The following is an 18,017-nucleotide window of genomic DNA, read 5'->3' on the forward strand; positions in this document are numbered from 1 at the left end:
CCCGGCGCCGCCGCCCCCCGGCCCACCGGCGCCGGGCCGCACCCCGCGGGCCGTACGCCCGCGGGCCCGGCCCTGCGCGTACGGCAGGGAGCGCGGCGCCCGCCCGGGGACCCGCCCCGCGCCCCCGCCGTAACGGCGCCGTAAGGTGGACCCGCGGCACATCACCGCACGTCAGTACCCTGAGTACCCGCCGCTCCAGCGCCGCAGCGGCACCCAGAGAACCCGCCGCCTCCAGGAGCCGCAACCGCCATGGCCGACACCCCCGCCTACCCCGTAGGACTCCGCCTGGCCGGCCGCCGTGTCGTCGTCATCGGCGGCGGACAGGTCGCCCAGCGCCGCCTGCCCGCGCTCATCGCGGCCGGCGCGGACGTCCTGCTGGTCTCCCCGTCGGCGACGCCCTCGGTGGACGCGATGGCGGAGACGGGCGAGATCCGCTGGGAGCGCCGCCGCTACCGGGACGGCGACCTCGCCGGCGCCTGGTACGCCCTGATCGCCACCCAGAACCGCGAGGACAACGAGCGCGCCTCCGCCGAGGCCGAACGCGAGCGCGTCTGGTGCGTCCGCGCCGACGACGCCTCCGCCGCCACCGCCTGGACCCCGGCCACCGGCCGCGTCGAGGGCGTCACCGTCGCCGTCCTGACCGGCAACGACCCGCGCCGCTCCGCCGCCGTCCGCGACGCGGTCGTCGATGGCCTGCGCGAGGGGACCCTCGCCGCCCCCGGCCACCGCCACCGCTCCACCCCCGGCGTCGCCCTCGTCGGCGGCGGGCCGGGCGACCCCGACCTGATCACCGTGCGCGGCCGCCGCCTGCTCGCCGAGGCCGACGTGGTCATCGCGGACCGGCTCGGCCCCCGCGACCTGCTCGACGAGCTCCCCCCGCACGTCGAGGTCATCGACGCCGCGAAGATCCCGTACGGCCGGTTCATGGCCCAGGAGGCCATCAACAACGCCCTGATCGAGCACGCCAAGGCCGGCAAGGCCGTGGTCCGGCTCAAGGGCGGCGACCCGTACGTCTTCGGCCGCGGCATGGAGGAGCTCCAGGCCCTCGCCGAGGTCGGCATCCCCTGCACCGTCGTCCCCGGCATCTCCAGCTCGATCTCGGTGCCCGGAGCCGCCGGCATCCCGGTCACCCACCGCGGTGTCGCCCACGAGTTCACCGTGGTCAGCGGCCACGTCGGCCCGGACGACCCGCGCTCCCTGGTGGACTGGGCCTCCCTCGCCAAGCTCACCGGCACCCTGGTGATCCTGATGGGCGTCGACAAGATCGGCCTGATCGCCGAGGCCCTCGTCCGGCACGGCCGGCCGGCCGAGACCCCGGTCGCGGTCGTCCAGGAGGGCACCACGGCCGCCCAGCGCCGCGTCGACGCCACCCTCGCCACGGTCGGCGAGCGGGTCCGCGCCGAGCAGGTCCGCCCGCCGGCCGTGATCGTCGTCGGCGAGGTCGTCCGCGTCGGAACACCGTCCCTCCCCACCGCCGGCGCCTGACAGGCCGTTGGCACCACACCCAGGACAAGGCAGTATCACCCTGTGGCTGATCTCATCACCGTCGAAGACCCCGACGACCCGCGCCTGCGCGACTACACCGGCCTGACCGACGTCGAACTCCGGCGCCGGCGCGAGCCCGCGGAGGGCCTGTTCATCGCCGAGGGCGAGAAGGTCATCAGACGGGCCAAGGACGCCGGGTACGAGATGCGCTCGATGTTGCTCTCCGCCAAGTGGGTCGACGTCATGCGCGACGTCATCGACGAGCTCCCGGCGCCGGTGTACGCGGTCAGTCCCGAGCTCGCCGAACGCGTCACCGGCTATCACGTGCACCGCGGAGCCCTCGCCTCCATGCAGCGCAAACCGCTGCCCACGGCGGAGGAACTGCTCACCACCGCCCGCCGGGTGGTCGTCATGGAAGCGGTCAACGACCACACCAACATCGGGGCGATCTTCCGCAGCGCCGCAGCCCTCGGCATGGACGCGGTGCTGCTCTCGCCCGACTGCGCCGACCCGCTCTACCGCCGTTCGGTGAAGGTCTCGATGGGCGCCGTGTTCTCCGTGCCCTACGCCCGCCTGGACGCCTGGCCCAAGAGCCTGGACTCGGTGCGCGGGGCGGGATTCAAACTGCTGGCCCTGACGCCGCACCAGAAGGCCTCGCCCATCGACGTGGCCGCCCCGCAGTCCCTGGACCGGGTCGCCCTGATGCTGGGCGCCGAGGGCGACGGCCTCTCCACGCAGGCGCTCGTGGCCGCCGACGAATGGGTGCGCATCCCGATGGCGCACGGCGTCGACTCGCTCAACGTGGGCGCGGCCGCGGCCGTCGCCTTCTACGCGGTGGCCCAGGGCCGCCCGTAGGAACCCCGCGGGCCCGCCCCGCCCGGACCGCGCCGGTACGGCGCGGACGGGTGGTCGCGCGCGGGGGAGCGGGGTCTCAGAGCTTCTGCGCCGCCGCGATGCCCAGCGCGACGATCAGGGTGACCACCACGAAGACGATCAGCCGCTGCCGCATCAGCTTCGGGTCGGGCCGGGACGGCCGCCGTCCCGCCCCCGTGGTGCGCGGCGCCGTACGGCCGCCCGTGCGGCCCGCGGTCGGCCGGGACGGCGGGCCGCCCGGATGGCGTGCGGACGAGGGCCGCGACTGCGGGCCGCCCTGGGGCCGGGGCGCGGTCGAGCTGCCGGTACGCCGCTCCGTGGGCTGGTCCGCGTACCGCTCCAGCCGCTCCGTCCCCTCGGGCCGGCGGCCCGAGGGCCGCTCGGTGCGGGCGCGCTGCGCCGGCGGGCGCCCGTCCGACAGCCCCTGGGCCTCGCGGGCCGCGATCTCCTTGAGCCGCATGGAGAGCTGGAGCGTGGTCGGCCGGTCCTCGGGATCCTTCGCCAGACAGGCCTGCACCAGCGGGGCGAGCGCGTCCGGCACCCCCACCAGGTGCGGCTCCTCGTGCACCACGCGGTACAGCATGACCTCGGAACTGCCGTGTCCGAAGGGCGAGTCGGCGGTCGCCGCGTAGGCGAGGGTGGCCCCGAGCGCGAACACGTCGGTGGCCGGGGTGACGGCGGCGCCGCGCACCTGCTCGGGCGCCAGGAAGCCGGGGGAGCCGACCGCCGTGCCCACGTGGGTGAGGGTGCTCGCCCCGGTGGCCCAGGCGATCCCGAAGTCGATGATCCGCGGGCCTTTGGGGGAGAGCAGGATGTTCGAGGGTTTCAGGTCGCGGTGGACGACCCCGGCCTCGTGCACGGCGACGAGCCCCTCGGAGAGCGCTGCGCCGATGGCGGCGATCTGCGCGGCCGCGAGCGGGCCCTCTTCCGCCACCTTGTCGTGCAGGGAGGGGCCGGGCACGTACTGCGTCGCGAACCAGGGCCGTTCGGCGTCGAGGTCCGCCGCCACCAGGCGGGCCGTGCAGCCGCCCCTGATGCGCCGGGCCGCCGACACCTCGCGGGCGAACCGCGAGCGGAACTCCTGGTCCTCGGCCAAGTCGGGCCGGATGACCTTGAGCGCGACGCGCTGGCCGCGCCGGTCCGATCCCAGGTAGACCACGCCCATGCCGCCGGCGCCGAGCCGCCGGTGCAGTCTGAACGAGCCGACGACACGCGGGTCCTCGCGCCGGAGCCGCATCATCGCCATGTCCACCCCGCTGACCGGTCGTCCTGTTGACCTGGCACAGCTTACGGACCATCCGGCATGCGTGCTCAGAGGCCGCGCCCTCGCCGGGGGATTCGCTCGTCAGTGCGGGACGGCACACGCGAGGGTCTTCCAGCGATATGGCCCGGTTGTCCGCACGGCCCGCCGTCCACGACCAAGGACCCCTGTGCGCAAGGGGATTGGGGTACGGGGGAGGTCACGCGGGCCGCCGGCGCCCCGCGGCCGCCGCACGCGCCTGGATTGGATCTTCCCGGGAGCCTGTGGAGGGACACGCGTGAACAGGGAGTGACGTAAGTGAGAGAAGTCACTACCCTCCGGTCATCCCCTCCGGGAAGACCCCGACAGCGGGCCGCACGTCTCCACCCAGGGGAGTACACGGGGGGTCCCCCGTCATCCTCCCGGAGGCCCGGCAATGGGTACGAGGGCATGAGGCCGGGAGCACCCCGCCCGCCTAGTCTTGAAGTCAAGCGGCGGGCGGAACACTCGTCCCCCGAGGTCACCAACCCGCCGCTGCCAAACGACAGGGAGAGGACCATGGCGGACACCGCCCGGCAGGGACGCAAGGCCTTCGCGTTCCACGGCCACGAGTCCGGTACGCGCCACCCGCTGGTGGCCGCCGCCATGGTCCTCCCCCTGGCCGCCCTCCTGCTCTTCCTCTTCGGAGGCTTCGAGCAGGTCGCGGCACAGGCGTCGTCCGTGGGACTGATGCCGGGGCGCTGAGCGGCGCCCCGGGTCCGGGAGAGCGGCCCGGACCGGGACATCGGACCGTCGAACCCCGTGGGGACGGGGGCGCGACGGCGGACGGCAGGTGAAGGGTGCTGCCCGTACGGCTGGGGAGTCGGACGGGCAGCACCCTTTTTCATGCCTTCCCCCGCCCCTCCCGCACGCCCCCGTACGCTCCTCCTCGGACGAGACGGCGGAGGGAGCCCGGATGACCGGCGACGACAGCGGCTGGCGCCGCCCGGCGGACCGGGGAGCCGAGGACCGCACGAGCCGCACCGGACTGCCCGCCGCCCTCGCGGCCTGGGGCCGCTCCGGCGCGCCCGCCCCGTACACGCTCCTCGCCGACCGGCCCGACGGGACCGTGGTGCGCTGCGGGGACACCGTGGCGAAGGCGCACGCCGCCGACAGTGACCCGGACGCCCTCGGCGTACGCCTGCGGATCGCGGCGAGCGCACCGCTGGCCGGAGTGCTGCTGCCCCCGCTGCGCACCGGGACCGTACGCGCGCGGCCCGCCTCCCTGTGGCCGTACGGCGCCCCGGTGGACCCGGAGCACCCCGAGCTCGCCCCCTGGGAGGCGGCCGGCCGGCTCCTGGCCGCCCTGCACCTGACCCCGCTCGGCTCGCTCCCCGGCCCCGTCCCGCCGATGCGCGGCCCCGCCAAGCTCGCCCGCGCCCTGGACCGCCTCGCCCGCGCGCAAACCACCGCCGACCACCGCCCGCCCGGCGGCACCGGGCCGCCGGCCGCCGACGCCCCGTTCGCCGCGCCGGCGGCCACCGCGGCCCCGCCCTCCTGCGTCCGCCGCCCGGTCGCGGGCATCCCGCACCCGGCCGGGACGGCCGCCGTGCGCGCCGCCGCCCGGTCCCTGCCCGCCTGGGTGCGGGGCGAGGCACCGGCCCCGGTCGGGGCCGCGCTCTGCCACGGGGACCTGCACCTGGGGCAGTTGGTCCGCTCGCCCGCCCCGGCCGGGCCCTGGCTGCTGATCGACGTCGACGACCTCGGCGTCGGCACGCCCGCCTGGGACCTGGCCCGCCCCGCCGCCTGGTACGCCGCGGGCCTGCTCGACCCCGGGGACTGGCTGCGCTTCCTCGACGCCTACCGCTGCGCCGGCGGCCCGGCCGCCGGCCCGCCCGGCAGCGATCCCTGGCCCGAACTGGACCTCGCCGCCCGCGCGCTCACCGTGCAGACGGCCGCCCTGGCCCTGGCCAAGGCAGCGGAGGACGGCCGCCGACTCGACGGCGGTGAGCGGCTGGTGGTGGACGCCTGCGCCCGAATCGCCGCCCTTCCGGCCGACTTGGAGTACGGGCTTCCGTCGTAGGGTGAGTTTCCCGCCACCGGGTACGCGTCCGGTGGCGGCATCCGACGGCGAGGAGTTGATCCGGTCATGCAGTGTCCGAAGTGTCACGCGATGATGCACACCTACACGCGCAACGGCGTCCAGATAGAACAGTGCAGCGGCTGCCGCGGCATCTTCCTGGACTACGGCGAGCTGGAGGCGCTGACCCGGCTGGAGGCCCAGTACACCGGCCAGCAGTACGGACAGGCCCCGCCCCCCGCGGCCCCGCCGGCCCCCTACCCGCCCCAGCACGCGGCCCCCGTCTGGGGCGCACCCCACCACGGCGGTCACGGGCACGGCCACCGCAAGGGTGGCTTCGGCCGGATGCTGTTCTCCTCCTGACCCGTGCCGCCCTCCCGCGCACGCGAAAGCCCCGGCCGTCGAGACGGCCGGGGCTTTCGGTCGGTGCGCGATACTGGGATTGAACCAGTGACCTCTTCCGTGTCAGGGAAGCGCTCTCCCGCTGAGCTAATCGCGCGGGATCCACGGCCGAGAGCCGCAGGTGGAACACGTGATGCGTAGTACAGCGTGCGCGATACTGGGATTGAACCAGTGACCTCTTCCGTGTCAGGGAAGCGCTCTCCCGCTGAGCTAATCGCGCGGGCGGTCCTCGCGGACCAGTGGACGATACTGGGATTGAACCAGTGACCTCTTCCGTGTCAGGGAAGCGCTCTCCCGCTGAGCTAATCGTCCTTGGAGGTGGAGACGGGATTTGAACCCGTGTAGACGGCTTTGCAGGCCGTTGCCTCGCCTCTCGGCCACTCCACCATGGAGCCGCAGGGGTTCTCGGGAAGATCCCCCACTTCGAGCGGACGACGAGACTCGAACTCGCGACATCCACCTTGGCAAGGTGGTGCTCTACCAACTGAGCTACGTCCGCAGGTCACCGTGTTCGCTCCGGGGGTTTCCCCTTCGCTCCCTGGCGACGAGTTGAACTCTAGCGGATTCCCGGGCCAGCTCAAAAACGCGTTTCCGCAGCGTGCTGCCGCTCGATCACCGCCGGTCACGCACCGGTCACCTCACCGGCGCCCCCGCGTCACCGGTCATAGACTCGCAGCCGTGCACGACCTGCCTCCCCTCGCCCGCTTCGGCGGCCTCCTCGCGACCGACCTCCGCGACGTCACCAGCGACCCCGCCGCCCTCGACTCCACCGGGTTCTGGGCGGTCGCGGCCGACTTCGAAGGGCGGCTGGTCTGCGCGCGCTTCGGGGACGTGCGCCCCGACCCCGTCCCGGCGCCCGTCCCGGGTGCCTGGCGCGGACCCGGCGCCGACGACTGGACCTCCTCGCTCGACCGGGCCGCGTACGTCTCCGGCGTCCGCCGCATCCGCGAGCACATCGCCGCGGGCGAGGTCTACCAGGCCAACCTCTGCCGGGTGCTGTCCGCCCCGCTGCCCGACCCGGCGGGCGCGGACGTGGACGCCCTCACCGCGCTGCTGGCCCGGGGCAACCCGGCCCCGTACGCAGGAACGATTCGGCTCCCCGCGCACGGCGTCGAGACGGCCACCGCCTCCCCGGAGCTCTTCCTGCGCCGCACGGGCCGCCGCGTGGAGTCCGGTCCGATCAAGGGCACCGGCCGCACCGCCGCCGACCTGCTCCCCAAGGACCACGCCGAGAACGTCATGATCGTGGACCTGGTCCGCAACGACCTCGGCCGGGTCTGCGCCACCGGCTCCGTCACCGTCCCCGAGCTGTGCGCGGTCGAGGAGCACCCCGGCCTGGTCCACCTGGTCTCCACCGTCAGCGGCGAACTCGCCGACGGGGCCGGGTGGCCCGAACTGCTCGCCGCCACCTTCCCGCCCGGGTCCGTCACCGGCGCGCCCAAATCCTCCGCCCTGCGGATCATCGAGGCCCTGGAGACCGCCCCCCGCGGCCCCTACTGCGGGGGCATCGGCTGGGTCGACGCCGACCGCGGCGCCGCCGAGCTCGCCGTGGGCATCCGCACCTTCTGGATCGACCGCACGCTCCCCGGCGGGCCCCGCCTGCTCTTCGGCACCGGCGCTGGCATCACCTGGGGCTCCGACCCGGACCGCGAATGGGCGGAGACCGAGCTCAAGGCCGCCCGGCTGCTGCGGGTAGCGTCAGGGAGCCATGAGGCCACTGGTGCCCATGGGACGAACGGCATGAGCGGAGGAACCGTACGGTGAAGATCTGGCTCGACGGAGCACTGCGGGACGCGGACGAGGCGAAGGTGTCCGTGTTCGACCACGGACTGACCGTGGGCGACGGCGTCTTCGAGACGCTCAAGGCGCAGCACGGCGAGGCCTTCGCGCTCACCCGCCACCTGGAGCGGCTGACCCGCTCGGCCCGCGGCCTCGGCCTGCCCGACCCCGATGCGGACGAGGTGCGCCGGGCCTGCGCGGCCGTCCTGGCCGCCAACCCGATGCCGCTCGGCCGGCTGCGCGTGACCTACACCGGCGGCGTCTCCCCGCTCGGATCCGACCGCGGCGACGCCGCGCCCACCCTGATCGCGGCGATGGCCCCCTCCGCCCGCCGCCCGGACACCACGGCGGTCGTCACCGTGCCCTGGGTCCGCAACGAACGCTCCGGGGTGACCGGCCTGAAGACCACCTCCTACGCGGAGAACGTCGTCGCCCTCGCCGCCGCCCACCGGGCCGGAGCCTCCGAGGCACTGCTCGCCAACACGGTCGGACGGCTCTGCGAGGGCACCGGCTCCAACGTCTTCGTCGTCCTCGACGGCGAACTGCACACCCCGCCGCTCGCCTCCGGCTGCCTGGCCGGCATCACCCGCGACCTCGTCGTCGAGTGGGCCGGCGCCAAGGAGACCGACCTGCCGTTCGAGGCGCTGGCCGAAGCCGAGGAGGTCTTCCTGACCTCCTCGCTGCGCGACGTCCAGGCCGTGGTGCGGATCGACGGTCGGGACACGGGCTCCGGCCCCGGCCCGGTCACCGCCGAGGCCGTGCGGGCCTTCGCGGCCCGCTCCGCCGCCGACCTCGACCCGTAGGTCCCGCCGGGCCGGGCCCCACCCCCTGTCCTTCGGGTCGCGGGGCGGGTAGAACTCGGGGGTGACCACCACCCTGCGGCCGACCCAGCCGCTCCGCCACCACGGCGACGGCGCCCGTTCACGGACCTACGAGGTCCGGGTGAACAGCCGCCACGTCGGCACCCTCGAACTGTCGATCGCCTCCGGCTCCCGCCCCTGGGTCGGGCTGATCCGGGACCTGCGGATCGAGGAGCCGGACCGGCGGCGCGGGCGCGGCACCGTCGCCGCGCTCGCCGCCGAGGAGGTGCTGCGGGGCTGGCACTGCACCTGCGTCGCCGTGTCCGTGCCCGCGGACGCGCGCGAAGCGCTGCGGATGGCGGAGTCCCTCGGCTACCGGGAGACCGGCCGGGTCATGGTCAAGGAGCTGCCGGCCGGACCGCCCGCGCTCCCGGACGGCAGCCGGGGCCGGGCGATGACCCCGGCCGAGTTCGACGCGTGGCTGGAGCCCGCCGTCGTCGCGTACGGCCGCAACCTCACCGCCCCCGGCATGACCGCCGAGCAGGGCGTCGCCGCCTCCCGCGCGGAGCACGCCCGGATGCTGCCGGCGGGGCGCGAGACCCCCGGCGCTTCCTTCCACGTCCTGGAGGGGCCCGGCGGCGGTGTGCTGGGCACCCTGTGGGTGGGGGAGCGGGACCTGCCGGGCCGCGGCCCCGTCCCCTACGTGTACGACGTCGAGGTCGCCCCCGGCCACCGCCGCCGCGGCCACGGACGCAGCCTGATGCTGCTGGCCGAGCACGCTGCCCTGGCCGCGGGCGCCCGGAGCCTGGGCCTGCACGTGTCCGAGGGGAACACCCCGGCCCGTCGGCTGTACGAGTCCCTCGGCTACCGGGACACGTCGGTCAACGCGATCAAACAGCTGATCTAGGCCGTCGCTTCCGGATCGCGCCGTCTAGGACGCGTCGTCGGCCGGCGCCCCGGCCAGCAGGCGGTCGGCGATCTCCTCGACGCGGGCGCGCAGGCCGTCCTGGCTCGCCCCGCCGTCGAGCCGCTCGCCGCCGATCACGTACGTCGGGGTGCCGGTGACGCCGATCGCCTTGCCCTCGGCCTGGTCGGCGTCGACGATCAGGATGTGCCGTCCGTCGATCAGGGCGGTGTCGAACTCCTCCACGTCCAGGCCCAGTTCGCGCGCCACGTCCAGCAGCACCGGCTCCCCCCGCCCGGCCAGCTCCGCGGTACGGGCCAGCACGGCCTCGGCGTACGGCCAGCCCTGCCCCTGCTCCACGGCCTCCTCGGCGGCCTGGGCCGCGGCGAAGGAGTGCTTGTGCTTCTCCAGGGGGAAGTGGCGCAGCCGGATGTCCAGCCGGTCGCCGTAGCGGGCCCGCAGGGCGCGTACGTCGTCCAGGGCGGTGAGGCAGTCCGGGCACTGCAGTTCGCACCAGACGTCGAGGATCACGGAATCGGTCATGCGGACAGTCTCCCAGCCCCGCCCCCGGCCCCCGACCGGCACCCGCCCCGCACCCGCCACGGGCCCTGGGGAGGAGGCGCGACCCGGAGATGTCCCGGAGATCCTCCCGCGGCGGGCCGTCGGCCTGGCCCGGGCGACGGGGGCCGGTGCACGATGGACGGGTACGGATCGCCCGTCACCGAGAGCCGGAGGACCGCATGCTGGCCGAGACCATCTGTTCCGCGGTGTCCGCGGCGGGCCTGGGCATCGCCGCGCTCACCGCCTACCGCAAGCGCTTCCTGGCCGCCACGCGGATCGCCGCGTACGCGCTGGTGCCCGTCGGGCTGGTGCTGACGGGCGTCGTGCAGTGGGCGACCGAGGTGGTGTTCAAGCCGACCGTCTGGGCCGGCTTCGGCCTGCTCGGCCTGGCCTGGCTGCTCTTCGCCACCACGCGCGCCGTCGAGCGCCGCCGCCTCGCGAAGGCGCCCGGACCTGCCGCGCCGCCCGAGCCGGTGCGGGGCGGACCGGCCCGTCCGGCCGTCGCACCGGCCGCCTCCCGCCCGGCCACCGGTACCGGGACCGGTGGGCGTCCCGAGGACCGCCGGCAGCCTCCGGCCGCCGCCGCCGGGGACGATTTCTCCGACATCGAGGCCATCCTCAAGAAGCACGGCATCTGACGGCGCCCCGCGTGGGGCGATCGCCGCAGGAACCACGAGATCGGGCGAACCACCCGGCCGGGAGAGGCGTATCGGGGGGTGGCGCCCCTCGGGCTGGGCCATCATCGGCCGGACATGCTCGACACATCGCACAGTGAGCCGTCGGTGCCCGCACCGGCGCCCGGAACCGTCGCCGACGAACCGCGAGGCTGCCTCTTCGCGCTCTCCCAACCGCCCCTGATGATCTTCCTAGCGGTGATCGGCACCCTGCTGCTGCTCGCCGCCGTGCACGACCTCTTCGTGCTCTGAGTCCGGTGCCTCGGCGCCGGCCCCCTTGCGGCGGGCCCGGTAGGCCGCCACGTGCAGCCGGTTGCCGCAGGTCCGGCTGTCGCAGTAGCGCCGGGAGCGGTTGCGGGAGAGGTCCACGAAGGCGCGCCGGCAGTCCGGGGCCTCGCAGCGGCGCAGCCGCTCCTGCTCCCCGGAGACGACGATGAAGGCCAGGGCCATCCCGCCGTCGGCCGCGAGGTGGTCGCCCACCGACGCGCCCGGGGCGAAGTAGTGCACGTGCCAGTCGTAGCCGTCGTGGTCGGTCAGCTGCGGCGTGGTGCCGGCCGTGGCCACGAGCTCGTTGATCAGCACGGACGCCGCGCGCGGGTTCGGCGCGGCGAAGACCTGGGCGAACTTGGCGCGCACGGTCCGCACGCCCGCCAGGTCCCGGGCGCCGAGCTCGCCGACGTCGCTGATCGCGTACTCCTGGACGAAGCCGCGCAGCGAGCCCAGGGTGGCGAGGCCGTCGGGCTGGTCGGCCTCGGCCGCGGTGTTCACCAGCGCGACGACGACGTCCAGCGCGCGACGGGTGTCGTGGGGGATCTGCACGGGTCTCCCTGGGGGCCGGGGCCTGCCTGCGACGACGGGGCCGCCGCCGTGTGGTGGCCGACTCTAGCGGGTCCGCCCCGCGGCCCCGCCCCCCACGCGCACCGGCGCCGCCCCCGCGGGTGGCTTCCGCGGAGACAGCGCCGGTACACACGTATGTGGTTGTCCGACACGCACCGTCGCCCCGAGTCGGACGGTGTCGTGCGGTGGTAGGCCTGGCTCAGCTTTCGGCCAGGATGTGGGAGAGCTCCTTGTCGAGGTCGAAGTGCCGGTGTTCGGTCCCGGGTGGGACCGCGGCGTCCGTCCGCTTGAGGAACGACTCGAGTGCTCGGGCGGGTGCTTCGAGCAGTGCTTCTCCCTCCGGTGAGCTCAGGGCGATGCAGACGACGCCCTGACCGTGGCTGCGGGACGGCCAGACGCGGACGTCGCCGGTACCGGTGGGCCGGTGGAGGCCCTCGGCGAGGAGGTCGCGGGCGAATACCCATTCGACCGTCTCCTCGGCGCCGGTGTGGAAGGTGGCGTGCACGGCGTAGGGGTCGGCCGTGTCATACCGCAGGCCCGCGGGAACAGGCAGTGAGGACTCGCTCGACACAACGAGGCGCAGGTGCAGCTCGCAGCTGACCGTGGTGTTCATAAGCGCCAGGGCCTTTCGCTCAGTGTGCGCTCGGGGATTCGCACGTCGGCGAAATCGACATGCCACCTACGGTGCCGTTGTAAACCCCTCTGACCGTTTTGCGGACCTCTGGGTCCCTCGTACGGCGGATCCAAACCAGCATTCACGTGTGCTTCCGGCTCCGGTAGATTCGAGCCCATGAATACGGGGAGTGACCGCGGGGCCCACGAGCCCGCAACCGGTGAATCCAGCAGTGGGGCCGTCGAGGAGACGCCGCACGTGTCCAAGGCGCCGGCCTTCATCAAGGCCCGCCGCAGCCTGCACCTGAGCTGGCAGGTCGGCGTCTTCGTCGTCGGCCTCGCCGTCATCGGCGCGGGCATCGCCATGCTCGTGCTGCCCGGACCGGGCTGGGTGGCCATCTTCGCGGGCCTGGCGATCTGGGCGACCGAATTCGCCTGGGCCCACCTCGTCCTGCGCTGGACCAAGCGCAAGGTCACCGAGGCGGCCCAGAAGGCCCTCGATCCCAAGGTGCGCCGCCGCAACATCATCCTGACCAGTGCGGGCCTCGTCATCGCGGCCGCGCTGATCGCCTTCTACCTGTGGAAGTACGGGCTCGTCCTGCCCTGGGACATCACCGACCAGTGATGGTCGGGGAGCACCGCTGACATGCGGTAATGTTTGCGGTGCGTCCGGGCGATTAGCTCAGTGGGAGAGCACTTCGTTCACACCGAAGGGGTCACTGGTTCGAACCCAGTATCGCCCACCCGGACCAGGGGCCCGGAGGCTGTCACAGTCTCCGGGCCCCTGGCGTTCGCGCCCCCGTCACCGCAGCCGGCCGAGCGCCTCCCGCAGTCGCCGCGCGTCGGCCAGCCTCTTCGTACGTGGCCCCCACCGCCAGCAGCAGCAGGCCCGCCAGGGCCGGCGGCAGCCAGCGCGGCAGGGCGCCCGCCACCTGCACCACGTACGGGGCCAGCTCGTGCAGCGCCACCGACGCCGGCACCGCCCCGCCCAGCAGCAGCGGTGCCTGAAGCCCGCTCCGGGCACCCGCCAGGGTCAGCGCCAGCGCCGCCAGGCCCAGCAGCAGCGGGCGCTGCCAGTGCGGGTCGCCCCAGGCCGCCAGCAGGCTCGGCAGCAGCGTCGCCGCCAGACCCGGCCCGTACGCGGTCCAGGACGAGGCCTCCGGGTCCCTCCGGCGCCGCAGGAGGCCCACCGCGAGGGCGGGCACCGTCACCGGCAGCGCGTACGCCTCGGGCGTCGTGACCCCGTCCATCGCCAGCCGCACCCAGGCCGCCGTCGCGAACAGCGCCCCCGCCGCGAGGCCCAGACCCCGCCGGTCCGGGCGCACCGCCGCCCCCGCGCAGACCACCCCCGCCAGCGACAGGGCCGCGGCCAGGGCCCCGGGCCGGGTGAGCGCCAGCGCCGGCGCCAGGATCCCGGCCGCCCCCGCCGCGACCTCCGCCGGAATCCGTACGGCCCCCAGCCGCGGCCCGAGCGCGGCCACCGCCGCCGGTACCGCGAGCACCGGCAGGCCCCACCAGGCCACGGCCAGGTCCGTCAGCGCGGCCGCCGCGACCAGCAGCCCGGCGGCGTACCCGACCGCGCCCACAGCGGCCGCCGCCCGGACCGCGCGCGCCGCGGGCCCGTACGCCGCTCCGGCGGCGCAACCCGCGCCCAGCAGGCCCCAGACCGCGAAGGCGGCCGTCCGGCCGTCCAGCGCGCCCAGGGACAGGAGCAGGGCCCCTCCCGGCGCGCACCCGGCCGCCACCGGCCCGACGCCCCGCCCGGCGCCGCCCCCGGAGCTCCGGCCGACGGTGTGCGGGGCCAGGAACCCGGCCGCCGAGCGTCAGCAGGACGGTCTGCGCGCTCGGCGCCGAACCGTCCCCGGCGGGCCCGGAAGCGCCGGCGCGGCCCGCGGGCGGGCCCCAGGGCGGCGCGCCGGCCCGGGGCGTCGCGTACAGCAGCCGCAGCAACAGGTCCCGGCGCCCGAGCAGCAGGGCGCGCCGGGCGTCGAGCAGGACCAGCTCGCGGTCGATGAGCGCCAGCTCCTCGGCCGGCGGTGGGGGCGTGTTCATGCTCCGGAGTGTGCTGCCGTACGACCGCCGGGAGGTCGGCGGGCGTACTCGGACGCGTCTGAGTACCGTTGCGGCGAACCGGGGATGCGGGCGCGGTCCACGGGCCAGACTCCTCCCATGGACCTGAACCGCCTGAACCGCCTGAACCGCCTGAACCCGTGGGACCGTTGGAGCCGCTACCGGTTCCGCAGCGTGTGGGACCTCGACGCGCCGCCCGCCCGCGTCTACGCCGAGCTGGAACAGCCGGGGCAGTACCCGCTGTGGTGGCCGCAGGTGCGCCGGGTCGAGCCCGTCGACGACCGCACCGGGACCGCGCTCGTCCGCTCGGTCCTCCCGTACGTCCTGCGCGTCACCGCCACCGAGCTGCTGCGCGACCCCGTCCGGGGCGTCCTGGAGGTGGCCCTGCGCGGTGACCTCGACGGCTGGGCGCGGTGGACCGTACGGGCGCGCGGCGCGGCCGGCGGCGGGCGGACGCGCGCGCTGTACGAACAGGAGGTCGAGGTGCGGCGGGCCTCGATGCGCCGGCTCGCGCTCCCGGGACGGGCGGTGTTCCGGCTCAACCACGCGCTGATGATGCGCGCCGGACACCGCGGATTGCAGAGCCGGTTGGGCGGCTCGCCGGAAGCGGTTTGAACCAGCCCCGGGCCTTCTGTATTGTTCGGTGCGTTCCCGGGCGATTAGCTCAGCGGGAGAGCACTTCGTTCACACCGAAGGGGTCACTGGTTCGATCCCAGTATCGCCCACCGGGAGAGGCCGGTCCGTCAGTCGACGGACCGGCCTTCCGCATGTACGGGCCCCCGCGGAGACCGCTCGGGCGCGGGGCCGCGCTCAGGCAGCCGCCGTCAGGTCGGGCCGCAGCGGCCAGTGCGGATCGACCGGCTCCGGGGTGCCCTGCCGCGCGAACCAGGCCTGCAGGCCGCGCGCCTGCGCCGCGTGCCACACCTGCTGGAGCGTGTGCAGCTCGGCCGGCGTCAGCCGCTCCAGCCGCCCCGAGAACCGGCGGCCCACCGCCCGGACGAGCTCCAGCGAGGCCATCGCGTCCGCCGCCGCGTCGTGCGCCGACTCCAGCTCTATCCCGTAGTGCGCGCACAGGTCCGTCAGCGTGCGGCGGCCCTTGCGGTACCGGTCCAGGTGCTTGTCCAGCACCCGCGGGTCCAGCACCGCCAACGGGCGGTCGTCCAGGTACCGCGACAGCGACGAGGCCCGGTGCCTGCGCAACTCCCGGTCCAGCAGCGTCAGGTCGAACGGCGCGTTCATCACCACCACCGGCCGGCCCGCCGCCTGCTGCTCCCCGAGCGCCCGGGCTATCTCCTCCACCACCGGCGCCGGCCAGCGGCCGTTCAGCTGGAGGTGCTCGTCGGTCAGGCCGTGCACCTCGGTCGCGCCCGGAGGCACCGGGACGCCCGGGTTGACGAGCCACCGGGTGGAACGCACCCGGCCGCCCGCGCACTCCTGCACGACGAGCGCGGCGGACACGATCCGGTCCTGCTCGACGTCCACCCCGGTCGTCTCGGTGTCGAATGCGGCCAGCGGGCCCTCGTACCAGCGTGTCATGGCGAACTCCTCGTCCCCGGTCGGCAGTTGGGGCGCAGCCGGGCGGCGCCGCCTCGGACCGTGTCGTCCTTGCCCGAATCGGTGATACCCGGGCTGTTTGCCCCGTACGCCGTTTGCCGGGGTCCGTCTGCGGAGACAACTACTCCGGGGCGCCGTGCACATGACCGGCCGTCACCCCCCTCACCACCACCCACCACCCACGGCAGAGCCCGGAAGGCATGGGGAGCCGGCCATGGCGCTCGCGCAGCCCGAACAGGGCGGGGTACTGGCGGGGCGGATCGATCCGCGCACCGGCACGCCGGCCGGAGCGCGGAACGGACCGCTGCGCGGCGCCCTCGCCACCACCGCCTGCATGGAGACCCTCCAGGTGGGCTACCTGCACGCCGTCGCGGCCGCGGCCGGCTGCTCGCTGTCCCAGCCCTTCCCGGACAACGGCATCGACTGGATCGTGAGCCACGGCGCCCCCGAGCACGTCGTGGACGACGAGGTCACCATCAAGGTGCAGTTGAAGGCGACCTACCAGATACCGCCGAGGCCGGCCGGGCCCGCCTTCTCCTTCACCCTCGACAACGAGCACCTGGTGAAGCTGGCCCGCTCCCCGGTCGCCGTCCACAAGATCCTCGTCGTGATGCTCGTCCCGCGGGAACGGGCGGACTGGCTCGCCGCCGGGCACGACCGGCTCGACCTGCGGCACTGCTGCTACTGGACCAATCTCGCCGGGCACCCCGCGACCGGCCGGCGCCGGACCACGGTGCGGATTCCGACCACGCGGATCTTCGACGACCGGGCGCTGTGCGAGATCATGACCCGGGTCGGGTCGGGAGGGACACCCTGATGCACCAGCCCCAGCACCAGCCCCCGCACCAGCACGCGCCGGGCCCCGAAGCGCCGCCGTCCCCCGAGTGCCCCCCGGACGGCCCCGACCCGGCGCAGGTCGACCCCCGGGTGCTGGGGGCCCTGCTCGGGCGCCACGGCTGGCTGCGCCGCGGCGGCGCGGTCGGACGGTACGGGCGCTGGTCCCCGCCCGGACGGCCCGGCACCAGCCTGCTGGTACCCGAGAGCCGGGCCTTCCCGGACTGCGCCGACCTGCTGGAAGAGGCACTGGCCGCACTCGCGCACGGCGGGCTGCCCTCCGCGCGCGAGGTGCTGCTCGGGCTGAGCGTGCCCGGCGACGAGATCCGCTGGGAGCGGGAGATCCCGCAGGGGCCGTCCGGGCTGCGCGACGAGGCCGCCTGGCCGCTACAGGAGCAACTGCGCTCGGCCGCCCGCCGGATGCTGCTGGCCGGGGCCCTCGCCGACCGCGCCCGGGCCGGCTACTACGGGGCCCGCCACCAGGCGCAGGCCGAACGCAGCCTGGACCGGGTCCTGGTGGGCCCCTCCCCGGACGGTCGCCGGCTCACCGCCCACCTCCCCGTGGACGGGGGCCGCGGGCCGGTGGTCCGGCTGCACCACGCCCTGCACGCGGCCCGCGAGGCGGTGGACTACCGGTGGGCGACGGGCGGCATGGACGCCTTCGACGCGGCGGTCGCGGCCGGGGTCAGCCGCGAGCTGGCCGAGGCGCTGATCGCCCTGGTGCGGGGGTCGGAGGGGGCGCGCGTCACCCTGGCGTGGGCGCCCGCCGCCGGGGTCCCGGCGGGCTGCGCGGCCCGGCCCGAACCGGTGGAGTTCTCGCCCGGCGACCTCGCGGTGCTCCGGGAGGCCGCCGCCCGCTACACCCGGGCCGAGCCCGCCGTCGCCGTCCGGCTCGCGGGGGCCGTGGTGCGGATGCGGCGCAAGGGCTCCGGGGGAGGGGGCACCGTCCGGCTGCGGGTGCTGGCCGGCGCGGAGGTGCCGTACGTCAGGGCCGCGCTCGACGAGGAGGCGTACCGCATCGCGGGCCACGCGCACCTGGTGGGACTGCCGGTGCGCATCAGCGGCCGCCTCCAGCGCCGGGGCGGCTTCCGCAGGCTCACGGGCGCGGCGGACGTGGCCCCGGTGCCGATGGACGAGGTCGAGCGGGACCGGCTGATGAAGTCGTTGGACGCGGCGTTCGACCCGGAGGACGCGCTGCCGTCCGACTAGGCCGTCTCTTTCGGATCTTGTCGGCCGAGCCCGCGGCGTCTGGTGCCGTGGCTGGGCGTGCTGCCGGGGCGCTCGCGTACTGGACGTACGTGGTCGCCTCGGCAGTGCGGCCAGGCACGGTGCC

19 protein-coding genes, 7 tRNA genes and 1 pseudogene are annotated in these 18,017 nt (G+C 75.2%); 16 read left to right on the forward strand and 11 right to left on the reverse strand.

Features of this window, described 5'->3' with window-relative positions:
- Window positions 1–249 precede the first annotated feature (249 nt).
- Window positions 250–1,485, forward strand: coding sequence for a uroporphyrinogen-III C-methyltransferase (gene cobA / locus CP968_RS26705; RefSeq protein ID WP_150520423.1), 1,236 nt, complete (start codon window positions 250–252; stop codon window positions 1,483–1,485).
- Window positions 1,486–1,527: 42 nt separating this feature from the next.
- Window positions 1,528–2,340, forward strand: coding sequence for a TrmH family RNA methyltransferase (locus CP968_RS26710; RefSeq protein ID WP_150520424.1), 813 nt, complete (start codon window positions 1,528–1,530; stop codon window positions 2,338–2,340).
- Between the two features lie 76 nt (window positions 2,341–2,416).
- Here CP968_RS26710 and CP968_RS26715 read toward each other — a convergent pair whose 3' ends face one another.
- A complete protein-coding gene (locus CP968_RS26715) occupies window positions 2,417–3,604 on the reverse strand; it encodes a serine/threonine-protein kinase (protein WP_150520425.1) in 1,188 nt (395 codons plus the stop codon).
- Window positions 3,605–4,156: 552 nt separating this feature from the next.
- On the opposite strand from CP968_RS26715, the gene CP968_RS26720 reads away from it, so the two are divergent.
- The 3 genes from CP968_RS26720 to CP968_RS26730 all read left to right on the forward strand — a co-directional run bounded on the left by CP968_RS26720 (window position 4,157) and on the right by CP968_RS26730 (window position 6,020).
- A complete protein-coding gene (locus tag CP968_RS26720) occupies window positions 4,157–4,342 on the forward strand; it encodes a hypothetical protein (protein ID WP_150520426.1) in 186 nt (61 codons plus the stop codon).
- A 211-nt stretch (window positions 4,343–4,553) separates the two neighbouring features.
- Entirely contained in the window at window positions 4,554–5,660 is a 1,107-nt protein-coding gene (locus tag CP968_RS26725; protein WP_150520427.1) for a phosphotransferase, read from the forward strand.
- Between the two features lie 66 nt (window positions 5,661–5,726).
- Window positions 5,727–6,020 carry a TFIIB-type zinc ribbon-containing protein gene (locus CP968_RS26730; protein WP_150520428.1) on the forward strand — a complete coding sequence of 98 codons (294 nt, stop codon included), beginning with the start codon at window positions 5,727–5,729 and terminating at the stop codon, window positions 6,018–6,020.
- A 64-nt stretch (window positions 6,021–6,084) separates the two neighbouring features.
- Here the strand turns inward: CP968_RS26730 and CP968_RS26735 are convergent.
- The 5 genes from CP968_RS26735 to CP968_RS26755 form a co-directional block, all read right to left on the reverse strand.
- Window positions 6,085–6,156: transfer RNA gene (locus tag CP968_RS26735), tRNA-Val, on the reverse strand.
- 51 nt (window positions 6,157–6,207) lie between these two features.
- Window positions 6,208–6,279 (reverse strand) — tRNA-Val (locus CP968_RS26740).
- A 20-nt stretch (window positions 6,280–6,299) separates the two neighbouring features.
- Window positions 6,300–6,371, reverse strand: a tRNA-Val gene (locus CP968_RS26745).
- Window position 6,372: 1 nt separating this feature from the next.
- Window positions 6,373–6,446, reverse strand: a tRNA-Cys gene (locus tag CP968_RS26750).
- A 39-nt stretch (window positions 6,447–6,485) separates the two neighbouring features.
- A tRNA-Gly gene (locus CP968_RS26755) sits at window positions 6,486–6,558 on the reverse strand.
- 179 nt (window positions 6,559–6,737) lie between these two features.
- Between CP968_RS26755 and CP968_RS26760 the strand changes: the two genes are divergently transcribed.
- The 3 genes from CP968_RS26760 (at window position 6,738) to CP968_RS26770 (ending at window position 9,545) form a co-directional block, all read left to right on the forward strand.
- Complete coding sequence (locus tag CP968_RS26760) at window positions 6,738–7,823, forward strand: chorismate-binding protein (RefSeq protein WP_167536853.1); 1,086 nt, start codon at window positions 6,738–6,740, stop codon at window positions 7,821–7,823.
- Complete coding sequence (locus CP968_RS26765) at window positions 7,820–8,641, forward strand: aminotransferase class IV (protein WP_150520430.1); 822 nt, start codon at window positions 7,820–7,822, stop codon at window positions 8,639–8,641. The genes CP968_RS26760 and CP968_RS26765 overlap by 4 nt, the downstream gene beginning before the upstream one ends.
- 61 nt (window positions 8,642–8,702) lie before the next feature.
- Complete coding sequence (locus tag CP968_RS26770) at window positions 8,703–9,545, forward strand: GNAT family N-acetyltransferase (RefSeq protein WP_150520431.1); 843 nt, start codon at window positions 8,703–8,705, stop codon at window positions 9,543–9,545.
- Window positions 9,546–9,569: 24 nt separating this feature from the next.
- Here the strand turns inward: CP968_RS26770 and CP968_RS26775 are convergent, their stop codons facing one another.
- The gene (locus CP968_RS26775; protein WP_150520432.1) at window positions 9,570–10,085 is read right to left on the reverse strand and encodes a DsbA family protein; all 516 of its coding nucleotides are present in this window, start codon (window positions 10,083–10,085) and stop codon (window positions 9,570–9,572) included.
- 197 nt (window positions 10,086–10,282) lie between these two features.
- Here CP968_RS26775 and CP968_RS26780 point away from each other — a divergent pair, with 197 nt between their 5' ends.
- Both CP968_RS26780 and CP968_RS26785 read left to right on the forward strand, forming a co-directional pair.
- Entirely contained in the window at window positions 10,283–10,741 is a 459-nt protein-coding gene (locus tag CP968_RS26780; RefSeq protein WP_150520433.1) for a hypothetical protein, read from the forward strand.
- 114 nt (window positions 10,742–10,855) lie between these two features.
- The gene (locus CP968_RS26785) at window positions 10,856–11,029 is read left to right on the forward strand and encodes a hypothetical protein (protein WP_189829002.1); all 174 of its coding nucleotides are present in this window, start codon (window positions 10,856–10,858) and stop codon (window positions 11,027–11,029) included.
- Here CP968_RS26785 and CP968_RS26790 read toward each other — a convergent pair.
- A complete protein-coding gene (locus tag CP968_RS26790; RefSeq protein ID WP_150520434.1) occupies window positions 10,970–11,596 on the reverse strand; it encodes a CGNR zinc finger domain-containing protein in 627 nt (208 codons plus the stop codon). The two genes, CP968_RS26785 and CP968_RS26790, sit on opposite strands and share 60 nt — an antisense overlap.
- A 217-nt stretch (window positions 11,597–11,813) precedes the next feature.
- A complete protein-coding gene (locus CP968_RS26795) occupies window positions 11,814–12,227 on the reverse strand; it encodes an SsgA family sporulation/cell division regulator (protein WP_030011909.1) in 414 nt (137 codons plus the stop codon).
- A gap of 177 nt (window positions 12,228–12,404) precedes the next feature.
- Here CP968_RS26795 and CP968_RS26800 point away from each other — a divergent pair, with 177 nt between their 5' ends.
- Both CP968_RS26800 and CP968_RS26805 read left to right on the forward strand, forming a co-directional pair.
- A complete protein-coding gene (locus CP968_RS26800; RefSeq protein WP_150520435.1) occupies window positions 12,405–12,851 on the forward strand; it encodes a TIGR02611 family protein in 447 nt (148 codons plus the stop codon).
- Window positions 12,852–12,897: 46 nt separating this feature from the next.
- Window positions 12,898–12,969, forward strand: a tRNA-Val gene (locus tag CP968_RS26805).
- Window positions 12,970–13,028: 59 nt separating this feature from the next.
- Here the strand turns inward: CP968_RS26805 and CP968_RS26810 are convergent.
- Window positions 13,029–13,818 (reverse strand): annotated as a pseudogene (locus tag CP968_RS26810) (SCO7613 C-terminal domain-containing membrane protein); the annotation flags it as partial.
- Between the two features lie 577 nt (window positions 13,819–14,395).
- Between CP968_RS26810 and CP968_RS26815 the strand changes: the two are divergent.
- Together CP968_RS26815 and CP968_RS26820 are read left to right on the forward strand one after the other, a co-directional pair.
- Complete coding sequence (locus CP968_RS26815) at window positions 14,396–14,911, forward strand: SRPBCC family protein (protein ID WP_150520436.1); 516 nt, start codon at window positions 14,396–14,398, stop codon at window positions 14,909–14,911.
- Window positions 14,912–14,949: 38 nt separating this feature from the next.
- A tRNA-Val gene (locus CP968_RS26820) sits at window positions 14,950–15,021 on the forward strand.
- A gap of 85 nt (window positions 15,022–15,106) precedes the next feature.
- On the opposite strand, the gene CP968_RS26825 is transcribed toward CP968_RS26820, so the two are convergent.
- Window positions 15,107–15,832, reverse strand: coding sequence for a 3'-5' exonuclease (locus tag CP968_RS26825; protein WP_150520437.1), 726 nt, complete (start codon window positions 15,830–15,832; stop codon window positions 15,107–15,109).
- Between the two features lie 232 nt (window positions 15,833–16,064).
- On the opposite strand from CP968_RS26825, the gene CP968_RS26830 reads away from it, so the two are divergent.
- Together CP968_RS26830 and CP968_RS26835 are read left to right on the forward strand one after the other, a co-directional pair.
- Window positions 16,065–16,667 (forward strand): DUF4365 domain-containing protein, encoded by a 603-nt coding sequence (locus CP968_RS26830; RefSeq protein WP_150520438.1) that lies wholly within the window; start codon window positions 16,065–16,067, stop codon window positions 16,665–16,667.
- A complete protein-coding gene (locus tag CP968_RS26835) occupies window positions 16,664–17,893 on the forward strand; it encodes a hypothetical protein (RefSeq protein ID WP_373304116.1) in 1,230 nt (409 codons plus the stop codon). Before CP968_RS26830 ends, CP968_RS26835 begins: the two co-directional genes overlap by 4 nt.
- The last annotated feature ends 124 nt before the right edge of the window (window positions 17,894–18,017 follow it).

The sequence above is a fragment of the Streptomyces subrutilus genome (genome assembly GCF_008704535.1).
GTDB lineage: Bacteria > Actinomycetota > Actinomycetes > Streptomycetales > Streptomycetaceae > Streptomyces > Streptomyces subrutilus.